21 protein-coding genes and 2 riboswitches are annotated in these 22,723 nt (G+C 62.8%); of the genes, 13 read left to right on the forward strand and 8 right to left on the reverse strand.

Translation table 11 applies throughout. The features are described from left to right. Positions 1-5 precede the first annotated feature (5 nt). The 3 genes from ACI3GR_RS01195 (at position 6) to metK (ending at position 3,777) form a co-directional block, all read left to right on the forward strand. A complete protein-coding gene (locus ACI3GR_RS01195) occupies positions 6-956 on the forward strand; it encodes a hemolysin family protein (protein ID WP_407491983.1) in 951 nt (316 codons plus the stop codon). Positions 957-967: 11 nt separating this feature from the next. Then, positions 968-2,500 carry an apolipoprotein N-acyltransferase gene (gene lnt, locus ACI3GR_RS01200; RefSeq protein ID WP_407491985.1) on the forward strand — a complete coding sequence of 511 codons (1,533 nt, stop codon included), beginning with the start codon at positions 968-970 and terminating at the stop codon, positions 2,498-2,500. A 38-nt stretch (positions 2,501-2,538) separates the two neighbouring features. Further along, positions 2,539-2,588, forward strand: a riboswitch (SAM-SAH riboswitch). Between the two features lie 7 nt (positions 2,589-2,595). Beyond that, the gene (gene metK, locus ACI3GR_RS01205; RefSeq protein ID WP_407491986.1) at positions 2,596-3,777 is read left to right on the forward strand and encodes a methionine adenosyltransferase; all 1,182 of its coding nucleotides are present in this window, start codon (positions 2,596-2,598) and stop codon (positions 3,775-3,777) included. Between the two features lie 66 nt (positions 3,778-3,843). Here the strand turns inward: metK and ACI3GR_RS01210 are convergent, their stop codons facing one another. Then, a complete protein-coding gene (locus tag ACI3GR_RS01210; protein ID WP_407491988.1) occupies positions 3,844-4,263 on the reverse strand; it encodes a DoxX family protein in 420 nt (139 codons plus the stop codon). Positions 4,264-4,480: 217 nt separating this feature from the next. Between ACI3GR_RS01210 and ACI3GR_RS01215 the strand changes: the two genes are divergently transcribed. The 4 genes from ACI3GR_RS01215 (at position 4,481) to gltX (ending at position 8,386) form a co-directional block, all read left to right on the forward strand. Continuing rightward, positions 4,481-5,044, forward strand: a complete 564-nt coding sequence (locus ACI3GR_RS01215; RefSeq protein ID WP_407491989.1) for a hypothetical protein — start codon at positions 4,481-4,483, stop codon at positions 5,042-5,044. A 60-nt stretch (positions 5,045-5,104) separates the two neighbouring features. Beyond that, positions 5,105-5,818, forward strand: coding sequence for a tRNA (guanosine(46)-N7)-methyltransferase TrmB (gene trmB, locus ACI3GR_RS01220; protein ID WP_407491990.1), 714 nt, complete (start codon positions 5,105-5,107; stop codon positions 5,816-5,818). 153 nt (positions 5,819-5,971) lie between these two features. Continuing rightward, positions 5,972-6,877 carry a hypothetical protein gene (locus ACI3GR_RS01225; RefSeq protein WP_407491991.1) on the forward strand — a complete coding sequence of 302 codons (906 nt, stop codon included), beginning with the start codon at positions 5,972-5,974 and terminating at the stop codon, positions 6,875-6,877. Between the two features lie 183 nt (positions 6,878-7,060). Further along, a complete protein-coding gene (gene gltX, locus ACI3GR_RS01230) occupies positions 7,061-8,386 on the forward strand; it encodes a glutamate--tRNA ligase (RefSeq protein ID WP_407491993.1) in 1,326 nt (441 codons plus the stop codon). A 255-nt stretch (positions 8,387-8,641) separates the two neighbouring features. Here the strand turns inward: gltX and ACI3GR_RS01235 are convergent, their stop codons facing one another. Beyond that, positions 8,642-9,211 (reverse strand): gamma-glutamylcyclotransferase family protein, encoded by a 570-nt coding sequence (locus tag ACI3GR_RS01235; RefSeq protein ID WP_407491995.1) that lies wholly within the window; start codon positions 9,209-9,211, stop codon positions 8,642-8,644. A 116-nt stretch (positions 9,212-9,327) separates the two neighbouring features. Between ACI3GR_RS01235 and ACI3GR_RS01240 the strand changes: the two genes are divergently transcribed. The 4 genes from ACI3GR_RS01240 (at position 9,328) to gcvP (ending at position 14,460) form a co-directional block, all read left to right on the forward strand. Beyond that, on the forward strand, positions 9,328-9,792 hold the full coding sequence (locus tag ACI3GR_RS01240; RefSeq protein WP_407491997.1) for an RrF2 family transcriptional regulator: 465 nt from the start codon (positions 9,328-9,330) through the stop codon (positions 9,790-9,792). 36 nt (positions 9,793-9,828) lie between these two features. Continuing rightward, positions 9,829-9,915: riboswitch (glycine riboswitch) on the forward strand. A gap of 138 nt (positions 9,916-10,053) precedes the next feature. Then, positions 10,054-11,172: a glycine cleavage system aminomethyltransferase GcvT gene (gcvT, locus tag ACI3GR_RS01245; protein WP_407491999.1), complete on the forward strand. Its 1,119-nt coding sequence runs from the start codon at positions 10,054-10,056 to the stop codon at positions 11,170-11,172. A gap of 18 nt (positions 11,173-11,190) precedes the next feature. Continuing rightward, positions 11,191-11,550, forward strand: a complete 360-nt coding sequence (gene gcvH / locus ACI3GR_RS01250; protein WP_407492001.1) for a glycine cleavage system protein GcvH — start codon at positions 11,191-11,193, stop codon at positions 11,548-11,550. Positions 11,551-11,619: 69 nt separating this feature from the next. After that, positions 11,620-14,460 carry an aminomethyl-transferring glycine dehydrogenase gene (gene gcvP / locus ACI3GR_RS01255; protein ID WP_407492003.1) on the forward strand — a complete coding sequence of 947 codons (2,841 nt, stop codon included), beginning with the start codon at positions 11,620-11,622 and terminating at the stop codon, positions 14,458-14,460. A gap of 409 nt (positions 14,461-14,869) precedes the next feature. Here the strand turns inward: gcvP and ACI3GR_RS01260 are convergent, their stop codons facing one another. Together ACI3GR_RS01260 and ACI3GR_RS01265 are read right to left on the reverse strand one after the other, a co-directional pair. Then, complete coding sequence (locus tag ACI3GR_RS01260) at positions 14,870-17,410, reverse strand: ABC transporter permease (protein ID WP_407492005.1); 2,541 nt, start codon at positions 17,408-17,410, stop codon at positions 14,870-14,872. Beyond that, positions 17,407-18,093: an ABC transporter ATP-binding protein gene (locus ACI3GR_RS01265; protein ID WP_407492007.1), complete on the reverse strand. Its 687-nt coding sequence runs from the start codon at positions 18,091-18,093 to the stop codon at positions 17,407-17,409. The genes ACI3GR_RS01260 and ACI3GR_RS01265 overlap by 4 nt, the downstream gene beginning before the upstream one ends. On the opposite strand from ACI3GR_RS01265, the gene ACI3GR_RS01270 reads away from it, so the two are divergent. Then, the gene (locus ACI3GR_RS01270) at positions 18,092-18,784 is read left to right on the forward strand and encodes an arylesterase (RefSeq protein ID WP_407492009.1); all 693 of its coding nucleotides are present in this window, start codon (positions 18,092-18,094) and stop codon (positions 18,782-18,784) included. The genes ACI3GR_RS01265 and ACI3GR_RS01270 overlap by 2 nt on opposite strands. A 288-nt stretch (positions 18,785-19,072) precedes the next feature. Here the strand turns inward: ACI3GR_RS01270 and ACI3GR_RS01275 are convergent, their stop codons facing one another. After that, positions 19,073-20,221, reverse strand: coding sequence for a geranylgeranyl reductase family protein (locus ACI3GR_RS01275; protein ID WP_407492010.1), 1,149 nt, complete (start codon positions 20,219-20,221; stop codon positions 19,073-19,075). 5 nt (positions 20,222-20,226) lie between these two features. Then, the gene (locus ACI3GR_RS01280) at positions 20,227-21,123 is read right to left on the reverse strand and encodes an alpha/beta fold hydrolase (RefSeq protein WP_407492012.1); all 897 of its coding nucleotides are present in this window, start codon (positions 21,121-21,123) and stop codon (positions 20,227-20,229) included. A 134-nt stretch (positions 21,124-21,257) separates the two neighbouring features. Here ACI3GR_RS01280 and trxC point away from each other — a divergent pair, with 134 nt between their 5' ends. Next, positions 21,258-21,683 (forward strand): thioredoxin TrxC, encoded by a 426-nt coding sequence (gene trxC / locus ACI3GR_RS01285; protein WP_407492014.1) that lies wholly within the window; start codon positions 21,258-21,260, stop codon positions 21,681-21,683. A gap of 24 nt (positions 21,684-21,707) precedes the next feature. Here trxC and ACI3GR_RS01290 read toward each other — a convergent pair whose 3' ends face one another. Together ACI3GR_RS01290 and ACI3GR_RS01295 are read right to left on the reverse strand one after the other, a co-directional pair. Continuing rightward, the gene (locus tag ACI3GR_RS01290) at positions 21,708-22,274 is read right to left on the reverse strand and encodes a L,D-transpeptidase (protein ID WP_407492016.1); all 567 of its coding nucleotides are present in this window, start codon (positions 22,272-22,274) and stop codon (positions 21,708-21,710) included. 213 nt (positions 22,275-22,487) lie between these two features. After that, entirely contained in the window at positions 22,488-22,694 is a 207-nt protein-coding gene (locus tag ACI3GR_RS01295) for a cold-shock protein (protein ID WP_407492018.1), read from the reverse strand. Positions 22,695-22,723: the final 29 nt, after the last annotated feature.

Genomic DNA, 22,723 nt, shown 5'->3' on the forward strand with positions numbered 1-22,723 from the left:
GATTGATGGGCGAACAAAGCGACGGGTCTTCTAACGCAGCGCATAGCGCGCTTCCCGACAGTTTGAAGCAGGACGAACACGGCACCTCCCACCCTCAAAGAGGGTTCTGGGCGCGGCTATTTGGCAAGGATGCGCCAACGCCTGTTCCGCATACGGCCCAATCCAACAGCTCTCCGGCGACGGCACGGCCTATCCATGGCATGATCAACCTGCGCCGGATGCGGGTCGAAGACGTGGCGATCCCCAAGGCGGAAATCGTCGCCGTTCCCGCATCGGTGACGCGCGATCAGCTTGTGAAAACCTTCCGCGATACGGGCATGACCCGTCTGCCGGTGTTTCAGGACACGCTGGATACGCCCATCGGTATGGTTCACCTGAAGGATTTTGCCCTGCGCCACGGCTTTACCGCCAAACCGGCGCGCTTTGTCATGAAATCCATGTTGCGGCCGCTGCTGTTCGTGCCGCCATCGATGCCCATCGGCGTGCTGCTGCAGAAGATGCAGCAGGAGCGTCGCCACATGGCGCTTGTGATTGACGAATACGGTGGTGTGGACGGTCTGGTGACCATCGAAGACCTGATCGAACAGGTCATCGGCCAGATCGAAGACGAACATGACGTCGAAGAAGACAAGCTCTGGACCAAAGAAAACGAGGTGACCTACCTCGCTCTGGCCAAGACGCCCTTGGACGAATTCGCGCAGGAAACCGGCTTTGACCTGACCGCTGACGACAGCGTGGACGAGGAAGAGATCGACACGCTCGGCGGTCTGGTCTTCATGCTCTCGGGCCGCGTCCCGGCCCGAGGCGAGGTTGTCCCCCATCCCGCGGGCCATGAATTCGAAGTCGTCGATGCCGATCCCCGCCGGATCAAGCGTCTGCGCGTCCGGTTGCGCCCCGAAGGTGCCGAAGACGCGGTAGAGGACGGCGAAGAGACCGCCACGCTCGCCGCACAATGAGCCGCGCCGCGATGCTGACGCGTCGTATCGATGTCCTTATGGCGTTGTCGCCCCTGCGCAAGTCGCTGGTGGCGGCATGCGCAGGGGCCATTGCGGCGCTAGGCCAAGCGCCCTTTGACCTCTGGCCCCTGACGCTGATTGGCTTGGCCGTGGTTCACCTTATGGCCAGCGCTCTGCCGCGTCCGCTGCAGGTCGCGCGCCTGTGGTGGGCGGCGGGCGCGGGGTACTTTGCGGTCGCGCTTAGCTGGATCGTTGAACCCTTTCTGGTCGATATTCAGACCCACGGATGGATGGCCCCCTTCGCCCTGATTTTCATGGCGGCCGGGATGGCGTTGTTCTGGGGCGCGGCCGGGGGCTTGGCCCGGTTCGTGGCGGCAGGCCGGGGCTTCCGGTTTGCTCTGGCAACGACCCTCACCTTCGTGCTGATCGGCTACCTCCGGGGGCTCGTCTTTACCGGTTTCCCTTGGGCGCTGCCGGGTCACGTCCTGATCTCTACCCCAGCAGTGCAATGGGCGCAGTGGATGGGCGCCATGGGCCTAGGGGCACTCATCTTCCTGTTCGCAACGTCACTGCCATTGATCTGGGCCGCACCGCTTAAACGCGGCTTGGCATGGTGCGCGGCCCTTGCAGTTGTCATGGCGGGTGGGGCTTTGCTGACCCCGCCTACCGCAGATCTGACCGGGCGTCCGATCATCCGCATCGTCCAACCCAACGTGCCGCAACACGAAAAATGGGACCGGATGCTTGCCCCGCAGCATTTTGACAGGACATTGTCGTTGACGGCCCAAGGCATTGATCCCGCAAATCCGCCCGCGCTGGTGGTCTGGCCCGAAACCTCTGTCCCGGCGTGGCTAGAGGAGGTTCCCCATCTCATGCCCACCCTGTCGCAGGCGGCGTCGGGCCAGCCGATGGTCTTTGGCATCAATCGTGGCGAAGGTCAGCGCATTTTCAACGCAATGGCCCTGTTGGGTGAGGGCGGAGAGGTGCGGGACGTCTATGACAAACATCATCTCGTGCCTTTCGGGGAATATATCCCGTTGGGCGATTTGCTGGGTGATCTTGGCCTGCCGGGCCTCTCGCAACGCACTGGCAACGGGTTTTCGGCCGGTTCCGGTCCTCGCCTCATGGACATCCCGGGCGTCGGGTCTGCTTTGCCGCTGATCTGCTACGAAGGCGTCTTCCCCCGCGATATCGCTGGCGCGCCAGGTCGGCCTGATTTCCTGTTGCTGATCACGAACGATGCGTGGTTCGGCAAAGTCTCGGGCCCCTACCAGCATTTGGCACAGGCGCGGCTACGGGCGATTGAACAGGGCCTGCCTATGATCCGCGCGGCCAACACCGGTATCTCTGCCCTGATCGATCCGGCGGGCCGCCTGTCCGGTGCCATGCCCCTTGGCACCGCAGGCGTCCGCGACCTGCCTTTGCCGCCTGCCAATCTGCCGACACCCTACGCCCGTATCGGAGATCTGCCGATTGCGGCGCTGGTGCTACTGTGTCTTGGCGTCCTCGTCTTTGGCAATCGCCGCCGATCCGCATCAACATAGCGTTGACGCGGCATGACCCGCCGTATAGGCGGGAGGTACCACCGCCCCAACGGCTTCCTGGCGGGGTGGTTTGTCATTTACCGGAGCACTATTTCATGACCCGCAAGAACTACATCTTCACCTCGGAATCCGTTTCCGAGGGCCACCCGGATAAGGTCTGTGACCGTATCTCTGACGCCGTTCTGGACGCTTTCCTATCCGAAGAACCCCACGCGCGGGTCGCTTGTGAAACGTTTGCCACTACCAACCGTGTTGTCATCGGTGGCGAAGTTGGTCTGGCCGATCAGGCCAAGCTGACCGAATACATGGACAAAGTCGACAGCATCGCCCGTGCCTGCATCAAGGACATCGGGTACGAGCAGGACAAGTTCCACCACGAGACCGTGGAAATCACCAACCTGCTGCACGAACAATCCGCCCATATTGCGCAAGGTGTCGACGCCAGCGATAACAAGGACGAAGGTGCCGGTGATCAGGGCATCATGTTCGGCTACGCCACGACCGAAACCGACGACCTGATGCCTGCGCCGATCCAGTTTGCGCACCAGATCCTGCGCCGTCTGGCCGAGGTCCGCAAGAACGGGACCGAGCCGACGCTGGGCCCGGACGCGAAATCTCAGGTCTCTCTGCGCTATGAAAACGGTGTGCCTGTCGAGGTGACTCAGCTGGTTCTGTCGACCCAGCACCATGACGAAAACCAGACCTCGGACGACATCCGCGCGATTGTTGAACCCTACATCCGCGAAGTGATCCCCGGCGACTGGCTGACCAACAACACCGAGTGGTGGATCAACCCGACTGGCAAGTTCGTCATCGGTGGCCCTGATGGGGATGCGGGCCTGACGGGTCGTAAGATCATCGTCGACACCTATGGCGGTGCCGCGCCCCACGGCGGTGGTGCCTTCTCGGGCAAAGACCCGACTAAGGTTGATCGCTCTGCCGCTTACGCCGCGCGCTATTTGGCAAAGAACGTCGTCGCGGCCGGCATGGCTGAAAAGTGCACCATTCAGCTGTCCTACGCGATCGGCATCTCGAAACCGCTGTCGATCTATGCCGATACCTATGGCACCGGCCACGTGCATGAGGCCGAGATCGAAAAAGCCGTGGCACAGGTCATGGACCTGACTCCGCGCGGCATTCGTGAACATCTGCAGATGAACCGCCCGATCTACCAGCGTACCGCAGCCTATGGCCACTTTGGCCGCAAGCCCGAAGAAGACGGCGGCTTTAGCTGGGAAAAGACCGATCTGGTCGAGGCGCTGAAAAAGGCCGTCTGATCCCATCAGCTCCAAACAAAAAGGGCCGGAGATTTCCCCGGCCCTTTTCGCGTCAATGGGACAGACTTATTCCGCAGGAACGACCTTGGCGGATTTGCCAACCGACAGGGTGCCGGGGCCAAATGCGATGACCATCAGCATGCCGCCTGCGATCGTCATGTTCTTCATGAACGAAATCATCTGCATCTGAGCATCCATGCCTTCCATCGCGAAGGACGGCACAAGGTGGAACAGCACGCCGGACACGACCGAGAAGCCCGCCAGCAGGAAGGCCGCAATCTGCGCCTGCCAGCCGACCAGCAGGGCGATACCGCCGACCAGTTCGACGATGATAACAATCGGCAGCAGCGCGCCGGGGACGCCCATCATCTCCATATAGCCTTGGGTACCGGCATAACCGGTGATCTTCTGAAAGCCAGAGAGGATGAACATGAAAGACAGCAGCACACGGCCAAGCGGTGCGGCATAAGCAAGTAGGTTAGACATCGGTTTATTCCCTTTAAATTCCGTATCGGACCCCGTGATCCGGGGGACGGAGGAACCTTGCCTCAGCCAGACGCACCGCACCATTCCAAGAAATTCGACATAATCTGTGCGTAGATGCGCAGTAACAGACCGGACCGTGCGTGCATTGGTCACGCGGAATTAGGATGACATATGCCAAAACTCGCATGATAGTCTGCTCAAAGGATCGGAGGTCCCAATGCGCGCTATTTTAATCTGTCTATCGCTACTCATGGCCGGCTCCGCCATGGCGCAATCGGGCCACGGCTCTATGGGTCACGGCGTCATGGGGCATGGGCACGGTGCCGACGGCACTGGCCACGATATGGTCAATATGCCCGGCCTGCGCGGTAAGGATGCCACGCCAGAAGAAAGCGCCGAGATGGCAGAGATGTTCCGCTATTTCGCGCTGATCGAACGGGACGTCGAAAACCTGCCCAATGGCATCCGCGCCACCACTAGGACCGAAGACGAGGCTCTGGCCACCGCCCTCATCAGCCACATCACCGGCATGATTGCCCGCGTTGAGGAGGGCCGCGACCCTCAGGTCTTTATCCAGTCCCCGACGCTGGACATTCTGTTCGAACGCCGCGACGCCATCGTGACCGAGATTGAGGCCATAGACGGCGGCCTAATCGTGACCCAGACCTCGGACGACCCAGAGGTTGTCGCCGCCCTTCACACCCATGCTGCCGAAGTGTCTGACATGGCGTTGCGGGGCATGGATGCGGTCCACGAACGGATGATGAAAACAAACCACTAAGGGCAGGGGCCAATGGGCCGGGTGCTTGATCCCGTCCCGCCCTGACGCTATGGCCGGGGCATGAGCGATCAGCACCCCTCCGGCGCCCCGTGGCGCAACTTTTATGGCCGGTTCAAGGGCAAGGCCCTGCGCCCCTCGCAAGAGGCCTATCTGGATCAGGACCTGGCGGACCTGTCGCCCGGCGCTGTTGGCTGGGAGGAAAATCCTGATCGCACGCCGCTGGACCTGCCGTCCTTGTTCGGGGATCGCGACGTCTGGCTGGAAATCGGCTTTGGCGGCGGCGAACACCTTGTCCATCAGGCCGAGAACAACCGCGACGTCGGGATCATCGGGGCGGAGCCCTACATCAACGGCGTCGCCATGTTGCTGGGCAAGATCCGCAAGGCTGGTGTCGACAACCTGCGTGTTCACCCCGGCGACGCCCGCGATCTGTTCGACGTGCTGCCCGCCCAATCCATCAGCCGCGCCTTTCTGCTGTACCCCGATCCCTGGCCCAAGAAACGCCACCACCGTCGCCGTTTCGTGACGCCAGAGCATCTGGAGCCACTGGCGCAGGTTCTGAAACCCGGCGCGATTTTCCGCGTGGCGACCGATATCCCCGACTATGTCCGCCAGACGCTGGAACAGGTGCCGCGCCATGGGTTCGAATGGCTGGCCGAAAAGCCTGCCGACTGGCGCGAACCTTGGGATGACTGGATTTCCACCCGGTACGAACAAAAGGCCCTGCGCGAAGGCCGTACCCCGCACTACCTGACATTCCGCCGTCTTGGTTGATTGTCCGGGCTTCGGAAACCGATTGTTCGAAGCCACTTTTTTGAAACCATACGTGTATACAGGGCAGCTTCGTGATGGCGCTAATTGCCCTGCCGTCCTGGCTGTGCCGCGGACGACCCGCGGCTGGACCACCGCAGGGAAGGAACACAGCACATGTTTGGTTTCAGATTCAATATCTTCGCAAAGCCCACCGTCACCAAAAGCACGGTTTACGAAAACCCTTACACTCAGCCCGGTCTGACGCAGGACAACGGTCTTGTAGACGACCTCGCGGGGGATGGCGGCACCTTGGACACCATTTTGACCGGGGACGATCACCCCGATAATTCGGAAACCGAAGGTGTGGTCGATGACGTCACGGCCGAAGGCGGGATCTTGGACGAATTGGCCGGGACCGGCGGCACGCTGGATGACCTTCTGAATGGCGAAAGTGATGCAGATGGGACGGAAACGCACGGGGTGGTTGATGCGGTGCTCGGCCATGGCGGCACCGTTGACGAACTGACCGGGCTTCTGGGCAAGACCACTGGTGGTCGTTTCACGAAAGGTGACGACGAAGGCCAAGGTGACAGCAAGCTGCTGGACGGACTGTCTGGCCTTACCGACGAAGGCGGAGCCGTAGACAAGCTGACGGGTGACGGCGGCACGCTGGACCATTTGCTGACGGGCGACGGCGATGCCGATGGCTCTGAAACCGACGGCCTGATCGATGATATCTTTGCCGAGGGCGGTATCCTTGACGAACTGGCCGGTGATGGCGGCACGCTGGATGATCTGCTGACCGGCGACGACCAAGCAGACGGATCGGCCAATAACGGCCTGATCGACAACCTGCTGGCCGAAGGGGGCACGGTCGATGAACTGGTTGGCAACGGCGGCACGGTCGATGATATCCTGACCGGCAACAACACCCCTGATGGCACCGACACCGAAGGTGCGATTGCGCATCTGCTGGGCGGCGGTGGTGCTGTGGACGAACTCTTTGACCATGATGACATGGGCCATGACGACGGGCACGACGATTGCGGCTGTGACGATATTTTCGCCGGGCTCTTCTAAGCTCTGAATAGGCTTTTAGGGCATAGGGGCCCGCCGACGGTTCATCGCGACCATCGGCGGGCCTCACTCATTTGGCGGTGGCTCATCCCCTCGCCACGGGCGCACCACACGGCTATCCCGTACATGCAATGGACATTTCCACCGCGCTGTGACACATCCCGCCTCGATATCAAGAGGCCCGCCATGACCGTTACCCGCTTTGCCCCGTCGCCTACCGGCTACATCCACGTCGGAAACCTGCGCACTGCGCTGTTCAACTTCCTGATCGCGCGCAAACAGGGTGGGACGTTCATCCTGCGGATCGATGACACCGATCCCGAGCGGTCTAAGGAAGAATACGTCGACGCGATCAAGCAGGACCTCGACTGGCTGGGCCTGCATTGGGATCGGGTCGAACGTCAATCCGAACGGCTGGACCGCTACGCCGAAGCCGCCGACAAATATCGCGACATGGGCCGGTTCTACGAGGCGTTCGAGACCCCGACCGAACTGGACCTCAAGCGCAAGAAACAGCTGAACATGGGCAAGCCGCCGGTCTATGACCGCGCCGCGCTGGCCCTGTCGGACGACGAAAAAGCCAAGCTGCGCGAAGAACGCGGGCAGGGCGTCTGGCGGTTCAAGCTGGATCAGGAACGCATCGAATGGAATGATGGCTTTCTGGGCGATCTGTCGATCGATGCGGCATCCGTGTCTGACCCGGTGCTGATCCGTCAGGACGGCCAGGTTCTTTATACGCTGGCGTCGGTCGTGGACGACACGGACATGGGCGTGACCCATGTCGTGCGCGGATCGGACCACGTCACCAACACCGCCACGCAGATCCAGATGATTCAGGCGCTTGGCGCGACACCTCCGGCGTTCGCCCACCACTCGCTGCTGACCGGCCCGCAGGGCGAAGCGCTGTCCAAGCGCCTTGGCACCCTTTCGATCCGCGACCTGCGTGCGCGGGGCGTGGCGCCGATGGCGCTGCTGTCACTGATGGCGCGTCTGGGGTCGTCGCAGCCGGTCGAACTGCGGTCGTCGATTGACGAACTGGTGGAAGGGTTTGACCTGAACACCTTCGGCTCTGCCCCCACCAAGTTCGATGAAAATGACCTATTCCCGCTGACGGCCAATGTGCTGCAAGCCACGGATTTCGAGACGGTCAAACCCCGCATCGCCACCGCTGGTGTGCCGTCTGATATCGCCCCGGCCTTCTGGTCGGTCGTGCGCGACAACATCACCGTGCTGGACGAAATCGACGGCTGGTGGGCCATGATGCGCGATGGGGCAGAGCCCTTGGTCGATGACGAGGACGCGGATTTCATCCGTCAGGCCATGCCACTGTTGCCCCAAGACATCGACGGCGACACCTGGGGTCAGTGGACCACGGCGGTCAAAGAGGCGACGGGCCGTAAAGGCAAGGGCCTGTTCATGCCGTTGCGCAAAGCGGTCACCGGGCAGGAGCGGGGGCCGGACATGGCGTCGCTGTTGCCGCTGCTGCAGGTGATCAAGGCGCGCGATTTTTAATCGTCGCCAGTTTTGGCCGTTTCAGCCAGCCGTTAGCTTTGAATTCACAGAAGAGGGCAGCGATCGACCCGGGGAGGCGCGATAGCGCCGCCCATGGGGCGGGTCGGCGCTGCCCGGCGTGCCGCCGGGCGGGAAATATAATCAATGTTTAGTTTGCGGGCGGAGGCCAAGGCGGGGCAAACCTCGCCCGACAGGCTCTCAACCGTGCGAAAAATGCGTAGGGCGGGGTTCACCCCGCCGCCCCAGCAACCGAACTCACGCCTTCACGATCTCAGCGCCCAACTCTGCCAGCTTTTCATCCACGAACCGCGTCTCATCCGCGCTTAACACCTGCGCGCGCGGATACATCGGCGCGGCCCGGTCGTCCAAAACCGGCCCGGTCCAGCCGACCGTCGTGTCAAAGAAATGATGCCCGCCGGTGGCCCCGAAGACCTGCAGATACCCCTGCACGACCACGTCCAGATACGACAGCAGGATCGGCCGATCCTCATCCGCCGGGCCGTGCTTGTCCGCCGGGATGTGGTACACCGCGATCTCTCCGGCGCCGTCGGCCTGATGGGTGATACCAGACGCCACGGGCACCCGGTCGTATCCCTGTTCACGGTCGTCCAGCGCGCCCCAATCGGCCCCCGGGACCGCCGCGATCAGCCCGTCGATCCAGACACCGTCGCAAGGTTCCGCAGTCAGGAACGCCATGTCGCGGATCGGCGTGTGTCTCCAGACCCGCCGCCAGCCCTCTAGTCGTGCGGGCGCATGCCGCCGGTAAACATGGGTCGAGACGTTCACAAGGCTGCCGTAACCGAAAAAGAATGGGTCTTGGGACACAGGCGGCTCCATTTGATCTGAGTCATATACATGTTTCAAGATGCGTGTTAGCACGCTGCAACGACAGCCTTGCAAAATTCGTTACGCCAAGGCTGCGGGTCGTGTGGAGGTGTATGATGCGTTTGACCAAAAGATCCAATATCTCGATGCGGGTGTTGATGTACTGCGGCGTCAACGAAGGCCAGCTGGTGACCAAGTCCGAGATTGCAGAGGCTTGTAATACCTCGGAAAATCACCTCGCTCAGGTCATTAACAGGCTCGCTCAGCTTGGGTTCCTCTACACGCAGCGTGGGCGCAATGGCGGTCTGCGACTGTCCCGCCCGATGGAAGACATCAAGGTCGGCGAAGTGTTCCGCGCGACCGAGGCCAGCGTGCCCATCACCGAATGCTTCGCAGCTGACGAAAACACCTGCCCGCTGGTCGAATCGTGCCGCCTGAAAGACGTGATCGCCACCGCGACCGAGGCGTTCTATGCCTCTATGGACGATGTGCGCCTGTCGGACCTCGTGTGCGACAATACTGGGCTAAACGCGATCCTCGCGGCCCCAATTGCCTGCCCAAGGCCGCACGTCCCAGCCTGACCACTTGCACAGGTCGCATCCTCGCGCTAAAGCGTCGTTAACGGACAGGGAGAACTGGCCCTAGCCAGTGCCGAAGGAGCAACCGCCCCGGAAACTCTCAGGCCCATGGACCTGCCCGTACCGACAAACTCTGGAGAGTGGCGCGAACTGCGCCCGCCGAAGGGATAGCGATCTCAGGCGCAAGGACAGAGGGGGCATCGAGGCACGGGATCCCCCGTGCCCTGCGATGCCCGGCGCTTTCCGGGCGGGAAAGGGCCGTTGATGAGTGATCTCGAAGACCTGCCGCTAAACGATCTCCACGTTGAACTGGGGGCCAAGATGGTGCCCTTCGCGGGCTACCAGATGCCCGTGCAATACGCCCTTGGCGTGATGAAGGAACACCAGCACACCCGCACCGCCGCAGGCCTTTTCGACGTGTCGCACATGGGGCAGGTGCTGTTGAAAGGCGACGTGGAACAGGTCGCGCTGGCGTTCGAAACTTTGATGCCGGTCGACGTTCTGGGCCTGCCCGAAGGCCGTCAGCGGTACGGCCTGCTGACCAACGATCAGGGCGGTATTCTGGATGACCTGATGTTCGCCAATCGCGGCGATCACCTGTTCGTCGTCGTCAACGCCGCCTGCAAGGCCGCCGACATCGCCCATATGCGCACCCAGATGCCCGATGTTGAGGTCGTCGAAGTGACCGACCGCGCGCTGCTGGCGCTGCAGGGCCCCAAGGCCGAAGCCGCGCTGGCCACCCTGAACCCTGAAGTGGCAGAGATGCGGTTCATGGACGTCCGCACGGTGACGCTATGCGGGGCCGAGGCGTGGGTGTCCCGCTCTGGCTACACTGGCGAGGATGGGTATGAAATCTCGATCCCCGTGACCCATGCCGAAGCTTTGGCCCGCGCGCTTGTGGACCTCGACGACGTCGAACCCATCGGTCTTGGCGCGCGCGACAGCCTGCGGCTTGAGGCGGGGCTGTGCCTTTACGGTCACGACATCGATACCACCACCACCCCGGTTGTGGCCGCGTTGCAATGGGCCATCCAGAAGGTCCGCCGCACAGGTGGCGACCGCGCGGGCGGCTTCCCGGGCGCGGATGTGATCCTTGACCAACTGACCAACGGTGCGCCCCGCAAACGCGTCGGCCTGTCGCCGCAGGGCCGCGCGCCCATGCGCGAAGGCGTGGCGTTATTTGCCAGCGACGACACGACCGACCAGATCGGTGCCATCACCTCTGGCGCGTTCGGCCCCACGGTGCAGGCCCCCGTCGCCATGGGCTACGTTCCCATTGACTTGGCCACAAACGGCACGATCATTTCAGCCGAGCTTAGGGGGAAACGGGCCGCCGTGACGGTCGCACCGCTGCCCTTTGTCCCGGCGCAATTCAAACGATAGTCCAACAGGAGCCCTTGAATGAAATTCACCGAAGAACATGAATGGCTGCGCGAAGAAGGCGATGAAATCGTCGTCGGCATCACCGAGCACGCCGCCGAACAACTGGGCGACATCGTCTTTGTCGAACTGCCCGAGGTCGGCACCGAAGTGTCGAAAGACGACGAATGCGTGGTGATTGAGTCGGTCAAAGCGGCATCAGACATCCTTGCCCCCCTCGACGGTGAGATCACCGAGGTGAACGAAGCGCTGGTCGACGATCCCGGCAAGGTCGGAGAAGACCCCTTGGGCGACGGCTGGTTCTTCAAGATCAAGCCCGCCGACAAGTCCCAGATGGACGACTACATGACCGAGGCGCAGTATCAGGACCTGATTTCCTAACCGCCCGAAGTTCCCCGCGCGGCGGTCTGTTTCGCCGCGCGTCCCCGCTGCCAAACCGACCGGATCATCATGACCTTCACCCCGACCGACTACGACGCCTATGATTTCGCCAACCGCCGCCACATTGGCCCATCCCCGGCTGAAATGGAGGAGATGCTGAAAACCATCGGCGTCAAATCCTTGGACCAGCTAATCGACGAAACGGTGCCGAAATCGATCCGTCAGGCTCAGCCTCTCGACTTTGGCGCGCCGCTGTCGGAATCGGAACTTCTGAAAAAAATGCGCGAGGTGGCGGACAAGAACATCGTTCTGACCTCGCTGATCGGGCAGGGGTATCACAACACGATCACGCCCCCGGCGATCAAACGGAATATCTTTGAAAATCCTGCGTGGTACACCGCCTACACGCCCTACCAGCCCGAGATTTCGCAAGGCCGGCTCGAGGCGCTGTTGAACTACCAGACGATGATCTGCGACCTGACGGGTCTGGATATCGCCAACGCCTCGCTGCTGGACGAATCCACCGCCGCGGCGGAAGCGATGACCATGGCGCAGCGCGCGGCCAAGTCGAAATCGATGAAGTTCTTCGTGGACGAAGCGCTGCACCCCCAGAACATCGACGTCATCCGCACCCGCGCCGAACCCTTGGGCATCGAAATCGTCATGGGCCGCCCGTCCGACATGGACGCGGCGGACGTCTTCGGCGCGATCTTCCAATACCCCGGCACCAACGGGTTGCTGCGCGATTTCACCCCACAGATGGAGGCGCTGCACGAAAACAAGGCGCTTGGCATTGTGATCGCTGACCCGATGGCGCTGTGCCTGCTGAAGGAACCGGGCAAGATGGGCGCAGATATCGCCGTCGGCAGCACCCAACGCTTTGGCGTCCCGCTTGGCTACGGCGGCCCCCACGCCGCCTACATGGCCTGTAAGGACGCGTTGAAACGGTCAATGCCCGGCCGCATTGTCGGCGTCAGCATCGACGCCCGTGGCAACCGCGCCTACCGCCTGTCCCTGCAAACCCGCGAACAGCACATCCGCCGCGAAAAGGCGACGTCGAACGTCTGCACCGCGCAGGCTCTGCTGGCCGTCATGGCGTCCATGTACGCGGTGTTCCACGGGCCTGCGGGCCTGAAGGCCATCGCGCAGGGCATCCACGCCCGCACGGTCAAAATGGCCGAAGGTCTGCGCGACGCAGGCTTTGACGTCTTCCCGAAAAAGGTCTTCGACACCATCACGGTAGAGGTGGGCCCCTTCCAAGGCGCGATCCTGAAATCCGCGGTCGAAGAGGGCCTGAACCTCCGCCCTGTGGGCGACACTCGCATCGGTATCACGCTGGACGAAGTCACCACCGCCGACACCATCGCCGCCGTCTGGCGCGCCTTCGGGATCAAGGCGACGGTGCCCGAGGGCCAGACCTACGACCTGCCCGAGGCGCTGGTGCGGGAAAGCGACTACCTGACCCACGAAATCTTCCACATGAACCGGGCCGAGACCGAGATGATGCGCTACATGCGCCGCTTGGCGGACCGCGATCTGGCGCTTGACCGCGCGATGATCCCCCTCGGTTCCTGCACCATGAAGCTGAACGCCGCTGCCGAGATGATCCCGGTGTCGTGGGATGAACTCAACGCCCTGCACCCCTTCGTGCCCGCCAATCAGGCCGAAGGTTACACGGAAATCTTGGGCGATCTGACCGCGAAATTGTGCGAGATCACGGGCTACGCGGGCTTCTCCATGCAGCCCAATTCCGGCGCGCAGGGCGAATACGCGGGCCTTTTGACGATCCGCAACTACCACATTGCGAACGGAGAGGGCGACCGCGACGTCTGCCTGATCCCCATGTCCGCTCATGGCACCAACCCGGCGTCGGCACAGATGGTCGGCTGGAAGGTCGTGCCAATCAAATCGGCCTCCAACGGCGACATCGACCTGCAGGATTTCCTGTCCAAAGCGCATGAACATAAGGACCGCCTTGCCGCCGCGATGATCACCTATCCGTCCACCCATGGCGTGTTCGAAGAAACGGTGACCGAGGTCTGCAAGATCACCCACGACCACGGCGGTCAGGTCTATATCGACGGTGCGAACCTGAACGCGATGGTCGGCCTGTCACGGCCCGGAGACCTTGGCGGCGACGTCAGCCACCTGAACCTGCACAAGACCTTCTGCATCCCGCACGGCGGCGGCGGCCCCGGCATGGGCCCCATCGGCGTCAAGGCGCACCTGATCCCGCATCTGCCCGGCCATTCCGTCGCTGGGACGCCTGGGGCCGTGTCCGCGGCGCCATACGGCTCGCCCTCAATCCTGCCGATCTCTTGGGCTTACTGCCTGATGATGGGCGGCGAAGGTCTGACCCAAGCCACACGCATCGCGATCCTGAACGCCAATTACATCAAGGCCCGCTTGGGCGACGCCTACCCGATCCTCTACAAAGGACCTCAGGGGCATGTGGCGCATGAATGCATCCTCGACACCAGACCTTTCGCGGATCATGGCGTAACCGTGGACGACATCGCCAAACGCCTGATGGACTGCGGTTTCCACGCGCCGACGATGTCTTGGCCGATTGCTGGGACGCTGATGGTCGAACCGACAGAATCCGAGACCAAGGCCGAACTCGACCGCTTCTGCGACGCCATGCTGGCCATCCGGGACGAGATCACGGACATCGAGAGCGGCACGATCAGCCACGACGCCTCCCCCTTGGCGCACGCGCCGCACACTGTCGAGGATTTGGTGGGCGAATGGGAGCGCGACTACACCCGCGAACAGGGCTGCTTCCCGCCGGGCGCGTTCCGGGTGGACAAGTATTGGCCGCCGGTGAACCGCGTGGACAACGTCTGGGGCGACCGGAACCTGACCTGCACCTGTCCCCCGATGAGCGATTACGCCGAGGCGGCGGAGTAAGGCGAAGGTGGGTTGAAAACCCACCCGACGTCGTGCAGCCGAGTTTCTTGGTGAGCGCAAAGTCCGCCCCTGGGTGGGTATCTGCTACGATTGATCGATGGCGCTTAATAGTGCCGTGTCTTCGTTCAGAAGTGGTCTTCGATACGGAGATGTGATGCCCGCCCGATGGTTGGGCCCCTCTCGGCGATTGCGCCGCAATCACCTGTCGGGCAAGGGGGCATCGCGCGGGTTGGTCGCCGGCGCTGCCTATGGTCATATCTGGTAGAGAAAAGGCGGGGTGAACCCCGCCCTACATATCCGCACTCAGCGCGAGACTGATAAACCCCGTAGGGCGGGGTTCCCCCCGCCAATCGGCGCCAACTCGTAGGGTGGGTTTCTAACCCACCATCCCCGGCCACAAATCCCCCAATCAATCCGCCGACCGCAAAACCTGCGCCGGACGCGCCGCCAAGGGCCGCCAAGCGAACACCAGCCCGGCCACCAGGTTGGCGACCAAACCGCCCAGCACGATGGCGAAGGCATTGCCCCAGATCACCGAATAATCCGTCTCCATCACGAAGGTGCAGACCGCCCAGCCGCCGGCGATCCCGGCGGCCAGAGCGACAACCCCGGCCCCTGCGCCCATCAGCGCCGACCGCAACGCCAAGCTTTTCAGAATCCGCGCGCGCGAGGCGCCCAAAGTCTTCAGCACCGCGGCCTCATAGACCCGGTCCCGCTCCCCGCTCAGCGCCGCGCCGATCAGCACCAGAAACCCAGTCAGCAAGGTCGCCGCCGCACCCCAGGACGTGGCCGAGGCGATCCCCGCCAACAGCACCGACACTTGATCAATCGCGTCCCGCACGCGGATGGCGGTCACGTTCGGCGCGTCCCGGCCCACGTCACGTAGGATCGCCGCTTCGGCCTCTTCCTCAGCATAGACGGTGGCGATGAAGGAATGCGGTGCGCCCTCCAGAGCCGACGGGTTCATTGCGGTGATGAACCCCATCCCGGCAGTCGAAAAATCGACCTCTCGAAAGGACGTGATCGTGCCGGTGATGTCGCGTCCAAGGATGTTCAGCGTCATCGTGTCGCCGATGTTCAACCCCATCTCCAGCGCCTCTTCGGCAGCGAAAGAGATCTGCGGCTCACCCTCATACCCTTCGCCCCACCATTCGCCCGCAGTGATTGTCGTCGTATCGGGCAAAGGCCCCGAATAGGTCACCCCCCGGTCGCCATTCAGCACCCAGTGATCGCCCGCCACCTCTTTCGCCGGACGCCCGTTGATCTGGGTGATGATCCCCCGCAGCATCGGCGCGTAGTCGACGCGGGACACGGCGGGATCATTCTCTACCCTTTCCAGGAACCCGTCGATCTGATCCTTCTGGATATCGACAAAGAAATACGACGGCGCGCGCTCTGGCAGCTCGGCCACGATGGCGCCGCGCAGGTTGCCGTCGATTTGCCCCACCGACGCCAGTACCGCCAGCCCGAGGCCTAGGGACAGCACCACCGGCAGCGCCTCACTGCGCGGCCCGCCGATGGACGCCAAGGCCCACCGCAACGCCGCGCGTCCCCGTGCCAGCCCCTGCGCCCGTCGCGCCACGGCCCGCAGGCCCGTACCCGCCAGTGCCAAAAGGATCAGCGATCCAAGGATTCCACCCGCGGTCCAGATCGTCAGCGTCCAGGTGTCGCTGAACACCGCCGCCAGCATCACCAACGCCACCAGAAGCACCACGATCACCGCCAGATAGCGGGGCCGGGGCAGGGCGCGGCCACCGGAGAGCGCATCCCGGAACAGCGTCGCCGCCCGGATGTCTTCGGTCCGCGCCAAGGGCCAGAGAGTGAATATCAGCGCGGTCAGGAAACCGTACAAAGCGGCCTCTCCCAACGCGCCGGGGTAGATGCCGAAACGTGCGGGCACCGGCAGTTGGTCCGCGATCACCGGGGCAAGCGCCAAGGGCACCAATCCGCCCAGCAACAGCCCCAAGGCGATGCCCGCCACGGCCAAGGCCCCGATCTGCAGGAAGTACGTCAGAAAGATCACCCGCCGCGATCCGCCAAGGGTCCGTAGCGTCGCGATCACAGCCGTTTTGCGCGCCAGATAGGCCCGCACGGCCGCAGAAACGCCTACGCCCCCGACCGCCAGTCCCGACAGCCCGACCAGCACCAGAAACGCGCCCAACCGGTCCACGAACCGCGCCACGCCCGGCGCGCCATTGCGTGCGTCCCGCCAGCGCAGGCCACTGTTTTCAAACCGCTCCAAAGCCTGCGCCTTGGTCGCCTCCAGATCCGTGCCCTCTGGCAGGGTCAGGCGGTAATGGCTGTCGAACAGGGTCCCCGCCTGCAACAGGCCGGACCCATCCAGATCAGCCCGCTTCACGATCAACCGCGGCCCAAGGCCAAAGCCACCCGTGGCGCTGTCCGGTTCTCGCTCCAGCACCGCGGCAAGGGTGAAGTCCTTCGTGCCCAGCCGCAGCGTATCCCCGGGCACCAGCCCCAGCCGGTCGGTCAACAAACGCTCCGCCACCACGCAGGGCCGGTCCGGATCGCAGCCAAACGCCCGATCCAGCGGCATTTCCGGCGACAATTCGACCGAGCCGATCAGCGGATAGGCATCGTCCACCGCCTTGATCTGCGTCAGCCCGCGTTCGACCACGCCGTCACGCTCGACCACCGCCATTGATCGGAAATCAGCGACCTCGGACACATCCGTGGCGATACTGTCCAGCCACGCGCGCTCTTCTTCATTGGCAAAGCGATAGGTGAACGAAACCTCCGCATCGCCGCCCAAAAGGGCCGCACCTTCTTCGCTTAGCCCCGCCTCAATCGCCGCGCGGATCGATCCGACCCCGGCAATCGCCGCGACGCCAAGCGCCAGACAGGCCAATAGGATGCGGAACCCCGACAGGCCCCCACGCAATTCCCGGCCTGCGAACCGCGCGGCCAGCCTTACATCGCTTAGCAGGCTCATGCGGTGACCCCGGCCATGTCCAGCGCACCATCGCGCAGCCGGATCACCCGGTCACAGCGGTCTGCCAGTTCCGGAGCGTGTGTGACGAGCACCAGCGTCGCGCCATGCCGGTCGCGCAGACCGAACAGCAAATCCATGATGGCCTGACCGTTGGGTCCGTCCAAATTCCCCGTCGGTTCATCCGCCAACAGGATATCGGGCCGCGGGGCCGAGGCCCGCGCCAGCGCCACGCGCTGCTGTTCGCCACCTGACATCTGCGCCGGGTAATGGTTTGCACGTCCGGCAAGACCCACGGCGGCCAATTCCTCGGCCGCGCGGTCAAAGGCGTCGTCCACGCCCGCCAGTTCTAGCGGTGTCGCGACGTTTTCCAGCGCGGTCATCGTGGGAATAAGGTGGAAGGATTGGAACACCACCCCCATATGATCCCTACGAAAGCGGGCAAGGGCGTCTTCGTCCATCGCGGTCAGGTCCTGACCAAGCGCCCGGATGACCCCGCCCGTGGCGCGTTCCAACCCGCCCATGAGCATAAGGAGAGATGATTTGCCCGACCCCGAAGGCCCGATCAGCCCCAGAGTTTCGCCCTTGGTGACCTCCAGCGTGATGCCGCGCAGGATCTCGACCGGGCCGGCGTTTCCGTCCAATGTCAGCGCCGTATCGGTGAGGGAAAGGATCGGGTCGGTCATGTCTGCTCTCTCTGCAATGCGGCGTAAATTCTCATATGGGCACTTGTCGCGCCACGGCAAGGCGATAGCGGTCATTCTTGGCCTGCTGGCCACGCCCGCCATGGCCCAAGAGGTGACGATCCTCGCCTTGGGCGACAGTCTGACCCAAGGATACGGGCTTCCGGTTGACGAAGGGTTCGTGCCGCAGCTTGAGGCCTGGCTGACGGATCGCGGTCATGACGTCGACCTGATCAATGGTGGTGTCTCGGGCGATACGTCGCGCGGCGGACTAAGCCGCGTCGACTGGTCCCTGACGCCCGAGGTGGACGCGATGATCGTGACTTTGGGCGGTAACGATATCCTGCGGGGTTTGGACCCGGCCGAGACGCGTAAGAACTTGGACGGGATCCTAAGCGCGGGTCAGGCCAAGGGGGTCCAGATGCTGGTGATCGGCATGCAGGCTGCGGGCAATTACGGGCCGGACTATAAGGCAGAGTTTGACGCGAATTACCCGGAACTGGCCGAGGAATATGGGACGTTGTACGAGCCCAGCTTTTTCGGCGGCCTTCTGGTGGAAGGCGATGATCCATCGGCTGCAATGGGGTTCATGCAGGGGGATGGGATCCATCCGAACGCCGACGGTGTTGCGAAGATCGTTGAGGTGATCGGCCCTCGGGTTGAGGAACTGATCGCGCGGGTCGAGGGGGAGTAGGGCGCGCAAAATCCCAATCCTTGCCCGAGACGCGCTTCGTACTTTGACTTCGCATGCTGCGTTGGATCCGGCATTTGTAAACGCGCAGAGTGCTGCGCCCGACCCTGGGTGGGCGCGTTGATCGGCCTGTGGTCTGCGGTTTTTCTCAAAAGCATCTAGCGCGTAACATACGGCGTGTGACATCGCCAAAGCGCCCTCCCGGGGGGAGGGTCGGGCGCGGCACGGGCTAGTCGCCCGTGCCATCGGATGAATTCAACGGTGCGACAGGTTCCTTAGGCCAAACGGCGCCTACCGCCCTGTCACGCTCCGCACCACAAACCCCGGTACCTTCTTGGCGGTCGCCCATGCAAGCGCTGGGTACTCGATCTCTCCGGCCATCAGCCGCAGGTACTGATGCCGCACGGTCCCCGACCCTTTGAATGCCCGCAAGAACGCGCCACGGAACCGCCGACCAAAGATGATCTGCCGGATCCATCGCGCATGGAACATGGCCGAATGAATGGGCCGCAGCTTCTGTTTATATAACGTCAGCGCGCGAGGCGGATGGTTGGCGGCCAAGGCCTCTGCCGCCGCTTCGCCGGCAAAGGCACCCGACTGCATCGCATAGGCGATCCCTTCGCCGGTGATCGGATCGACAAGCCCCGCGGCATCGCCGGCCAGAAGCACCTCGAACCGACCGGGCCAGCGGCGCACGTCACCAAAGGGCAGAAACGCGCCCTTCACGCGATACCCATCACCGACACCAAAGATGTCCATGTAGTCCCGCATGGAGGCCTTCATATCAGGGTTTTTCGAATGCACCCCGCCGATCCCGATGGTCGCCGACCCGGCCTTGGGAAAGTTCCAGCCGTATCCCCATTCTGCCGCACCGAAATCGATCCGCACAGGCGCGTCAGGCGCAGGCTCCGGCCCCTCGATCTCAAGCCCGAAGCCGATCCGGTCATGATCGAACGCCGCACCGTAAAGCGCCCGCGCCACGGCAGAGTTCGCCCCGTCGGCCCCAATAAGCACGCGGTAGCCGAGCGTTTCGCCGCCTTTCAGCGTGACGACCCGCGCTTCCAGGTCGACATCCTCTAACCCTGTGCCGGTAAAATCCTCAGCACCCGAGGCCAAGGCATGCCCCACAATCGACGCATCCATATCGCGGCGCATGGTCATGTGGATGGGTGGAATATCCTCAATCCGGGCCAGTTCCTCGCCATGGGCGTGAAATTCGACCGTCTTCTTGGTGATAATGATGTCGTCGGGAATGTCTGCCCCAAAGATCTCGCGGTAATACCGATAGCTGCGGCCCGTGAACCCGCCCCCGCACAGTTTTTCGCGCGGAAAGGTATGGCGGTCGACCAAGGCGACCTTCAGCCCGGCCTTGGCGGCCACATGCGCTGCTGCCCCTCCGGCGGGGCCGCCGCCGATCACGATCACGTCGTAGATGTTCATGAACCTTAAGAACCCAGACCAAAAAATGCGCGGACGTCATCGAAAAGGTGCGGTTCCGTGACGAACAGCAGATGACCCTGGCCCTCATAACTGCGGAAGGTCTCGGCGCGCAACCGTTTGGCATAGCGTCGCGTCAGCCATTCCGAAAAGACCGAATCCTCGGCCCCATGGAAGAACCCGATGCGGTCGTCATAAACCGACGACGGGTCTTCGAACCGCCAGGTCAGCAGATCGGCCATATGCGCCATGGTCATCTTGTTGGGCGGCTTGACGATCTGGCCGCGCTGCATGGCGGCCATCTGGCGGCTTTGCTCGGCCAACTCGTCCTTTGAGAAATGGTCGCGGCCATACAGAAGCGTGCGGTAATTCTCCAACATCGCCTCGTCTATGCCCTGCTGCTTGGACCGGAACATCGCCTTCACGATATCCACTGCCCCGCGAAGCGAGGCGAGAGAGGCCGCAGGCGAGTCACTGGCAGAGGAGATCAGCGCAATCTGCACCTTGTCCGCCTCCAGCCGCTTGGCCGTTTCCAACGCGATGGGGCCGCCCGTGGAATAGCCGATCAGATAGACTTCATCGACCTCCAGCGCGTTCACCGCCCGCGCGATCATCGCGCCGCTGTCGACGATATCGATCCGGTGGTCCAGCTTCATCCCGTCAACGCCGGGAAAGCGGTAGGCAATCACGGTGCTGTTGGGCACATTCCAATCCATCACGGGCGCGAACAATTCCACCGACGACAGGGCGCCGGGCACCATGATAATCGCCCTTTCGACGCCTTTTTCCGCGTTGCCGTCATGCACCATCGGCTGCACACCCGCCCGCTGTGGCGGGGGCAGGTTCGAACAGGCCGCCAAGGCGAAGAAGGGGGCCAGCAGGACGATAAGGAACAGGGCGCGCATCAATGACCTTCGGGGGACAATTGCCCAAACATACCGCGGCGCAAACGAATGGCCAGCCCGCCCCTTTCAAATCGGCGGGATAAAACATATATCAATTATAGAATGTAAAGTGATGGGCTGAAGGAGGCCCGACCATGAGCGCCAAGAAACTGACCTGTCTGGACTGCGGCCAAGTGAACCGCATTCCCGAAGACCGACTGACCGCGGGCCCAAAATGCGGCACCTGCGGCGCAAAGCTGCTGGGTGGCAAAGCGATCGAAGTGGACCTTGCCACGCTGCAAAAGGCCGCGCGGTCCGACGATCTGCCCTTGGTGGTGGATTTCTGGGCCCCGTGGTGCGGCCCCTGCCGGATGATGGCGCCAGAGTTCTCCAAGGCCGCGCAGGCGCTGGAAGGCAAGGCACGTCTGGTCAAGCTGAACACCGAAGCGCACCCCAAGGCGGGGCAGGCCTATGGTATCCGGGGCATCCCGACCATGGTGGCCTTCGCGGGTGGGAAAGAACGCAAGCGCCAGTCTGGCGCGATGCCTGCGCCCGCCATTGTTGACTGGGCGCAGGGCTAAGTCATTCGCGGACCAGCGCGAAGGTTACTGCAGAACGGTAACCTTCGTGCCCAAAGGCACGCGATCATACAGATCGATGACGTGTTCGTTGATCATCCGGAAGCAGCCCGAAGACGCGGCACGCCCGATCGACCGCGGCGAGGTTGTGCCGTGGATGCGGATGTAGGTGTCCTTGTTGCCTTCGAACAGATACAGCGCCCGTGCGCCCAAGGGGTTGCCGGGGCCACCGGGCATCCGGTCTTCGTTACCCGCAAACTTGCCATAGGCCTTGGGATCGCGCGCGATCATGTCCTTGGTCGGACGCCACGTCGGCCATTCGACCTTGCGCTGGATCGTGGCGGTGCCGGTATAGCCCAGCCCGGGCTTGGCCACGGCGATGCCATAGCGGATCGCCTCACGCGGGGCGGTCACGTAATACAGGTAATAGGCGCGCGGCAGGATCACGATCTCGCCGGGTTGGAATTGCGCGGAAATACGCACCTTGGTCGGCAAAAGGTTTTTGGGAGGAGTATACGCCAGAGCAGGAAGAGGAAGCGCAGATGCAGCCGCAGCGGCTGCGGCGGCGGTCAGGAAGGTACGACGATCGGTCATGGGGGCAGCCTTTACTTGTAAATAATGCTCGATATTGCCACGGCTTGGCCGATTCGTAACGGCTGGAGTTGGTCAGATGTTCCTTGTCCGGGCCTGATCTGTGTCCATTAGGGCACTAAAATCCGATCACATAACCGCGACTGCACGAAAAACCGCCCGAAAGCGCGGGGCTCTCGGGCGGTTCAAAGTCTTGGCGATCAAAGGATCGGCGGCTTAGAGCAGCGCCAGATCCACTGCGCTTTCGCGGCCGTCGCGGCCAGCTTGCAGTTCGTAGCTCACTTTCGCGCCATCCTGCAGGCCGGTCAGGCCAGAGCGTTCAACGGCAGAAATGTGGACGAAAATGTCTTTGCTGCCGCTTTCGGGTGCGATGAAGCCGTAGCCTTTGGTGGTGTTGAACCATTTTACGGTGCCAGTGGCCATGTCCGTAGTCTCCTGAATAGTACCGCACG

It is taken from the genome of Pseudooceanicola aestuariicola, from assembly GCF_045763785.1.
In the GTDB taxonomy this organism is placed as follows: Bacteria; Pseudomonadota; Alphaproteobacteria; order Rhodobacterales; family Rhodobacteraceae; genus Pseudooceanicola.

Bases quoted from the DNA above. Each gene is read 5' to 3' on its own strand.
- ACI3GR_RS01195 (WP_407491983.1), top strand. From the start codon at position 6: ATGGGCGAACAAAGCGACGGGTCTTCTAACGCAGCGCATAGCGCGCTT.
- lnt (WP_407491985.1), top strand. From the start codon at position 968: ATGCTGACGCGTCGTATCGATGTCCTTATGGCGTTGTCGCCCCTGCGC.
- metK (WP_407491986.1), top strand. From the start codon at position 2,596: ATGACCCGCAAGAACTACATCTTCACCTCGGAATCCGTTTCCGAGGGC.
- ACI3GR_RS01210 (WP_407491988.1), bottom strand. From the start codon at position 4,263: ATGTCTAACCTACTTGCTTATGCCGCACCGCTTGGCCGTGTGCTGCTG.
- ACI3GR_RS01215 (WP_407491989.1), top strand. From the start codon at position 4,481: ATGCGCGCTATTTTAATCTGTCTATCGCTACTCATGGCCGGCTCCGCC.
- trmB (WP_407491990.1), top strand. From the start codon at position 5,105: ATGAGCGATCAGCACCCCTCCGGCGCCCCGTGGCGCAACTTTTATGGC.
- ACI3GR_RS01225 (WP_407491991.1), top strand. From the start codon at position 5,972: ATGTTTGGTTTCAGATTCAATATCTTCGCAAAGCCCACCGTCACCAAA.
- gltX (WP_407491993.1), top strand. From the start codon at position 7,061: ATGACCGTTACCCGCTTTGCCCCGTCGCCTACCGGCTACATCCACGTC.
- ACI3GR_RS01240 (WP_407491997.1), top strand. From the start codon at position 9,328: ATGCGTTTGACCAAAAGATCCAATATCTCGATGCGGGTGTTGATGTAC.
- gcvT (WP_407491999.1), top strand. From the start codon at position 10,054: ATGAGTGATCTCGAAGACCTGCCGCTAAACGATCTCCACGTTGAACTG.
- gcvH (WP_407492001.1), top strand. From the start codon at position 11,191: ATGAAATTCACCGAAGAACATGAATGGCTGCGCGAAGAAGGCGATGAA.
- gcvP (WP_407492003.1), top strand. From the start codon at position 11,620: ATGACCTTCACCCCGACCGACTACGACGCCTATGATTTCGCCAACCGC.
- ACI3GR_RS01260 (WP_407492005.1), bottom strand. From the start codon at position 17,410: ATGAGCCTGCTAAGCGATGTAAGGCTGGCCGCGCGGTTCGCAGGCCGG.
- ACI3GR_RS01270 (WP_407492009.1), top strand. From the start codon at position 18,092: ATGTCTGCTCTCTCTGCAATGCGGCGTAAATTCTCATATGGGCACTTG.
- ACI3GR_RS01265 (WP_407492007.1), bottom strand. From the start codon at position 18,093: ATGACCGACCCGATCCTTTCCCTCACCGATACGGCGCTGACATTGGAC.
- ACI3GR_RS01275 (WP_407492010.1), bottom strand. From the start codon at position 20,221: ATGAACATCTACGACGTGATCGTGATCGGCGGCGGCCCCGCCGGAGGG.
- ACI3GR_RS01280 (WP_407492012.1), bottom strand. From the start codon at position 21,123: ATGCGCGCCCTGTTCCTTATCGTCCTGCTGGCCCCCTTCTTCGCCTTG.
- trxC (WP_407492014.1), top strand. From the start codon at position 21,258: ATGAGCGCCAAGAAACTGACCTGTCTGGACTGCGGCCAAGTGAACCGC.
- ACI3GR_RS01290 (WP_407492016.1), bottom strand. From the start codon at position 22,274: ATGACCGATCGTCGTACCTTCCTGACCGCCGCCGCAGCCGCTGCGGCT.
- ACI3GR_RS01295 (WP_407492018.1), bottom strand. From the start codon at position 22,694: ATGGCCACTGGCACCGTAAAATGGTTCAACACCACCAAAGGCTACGGC.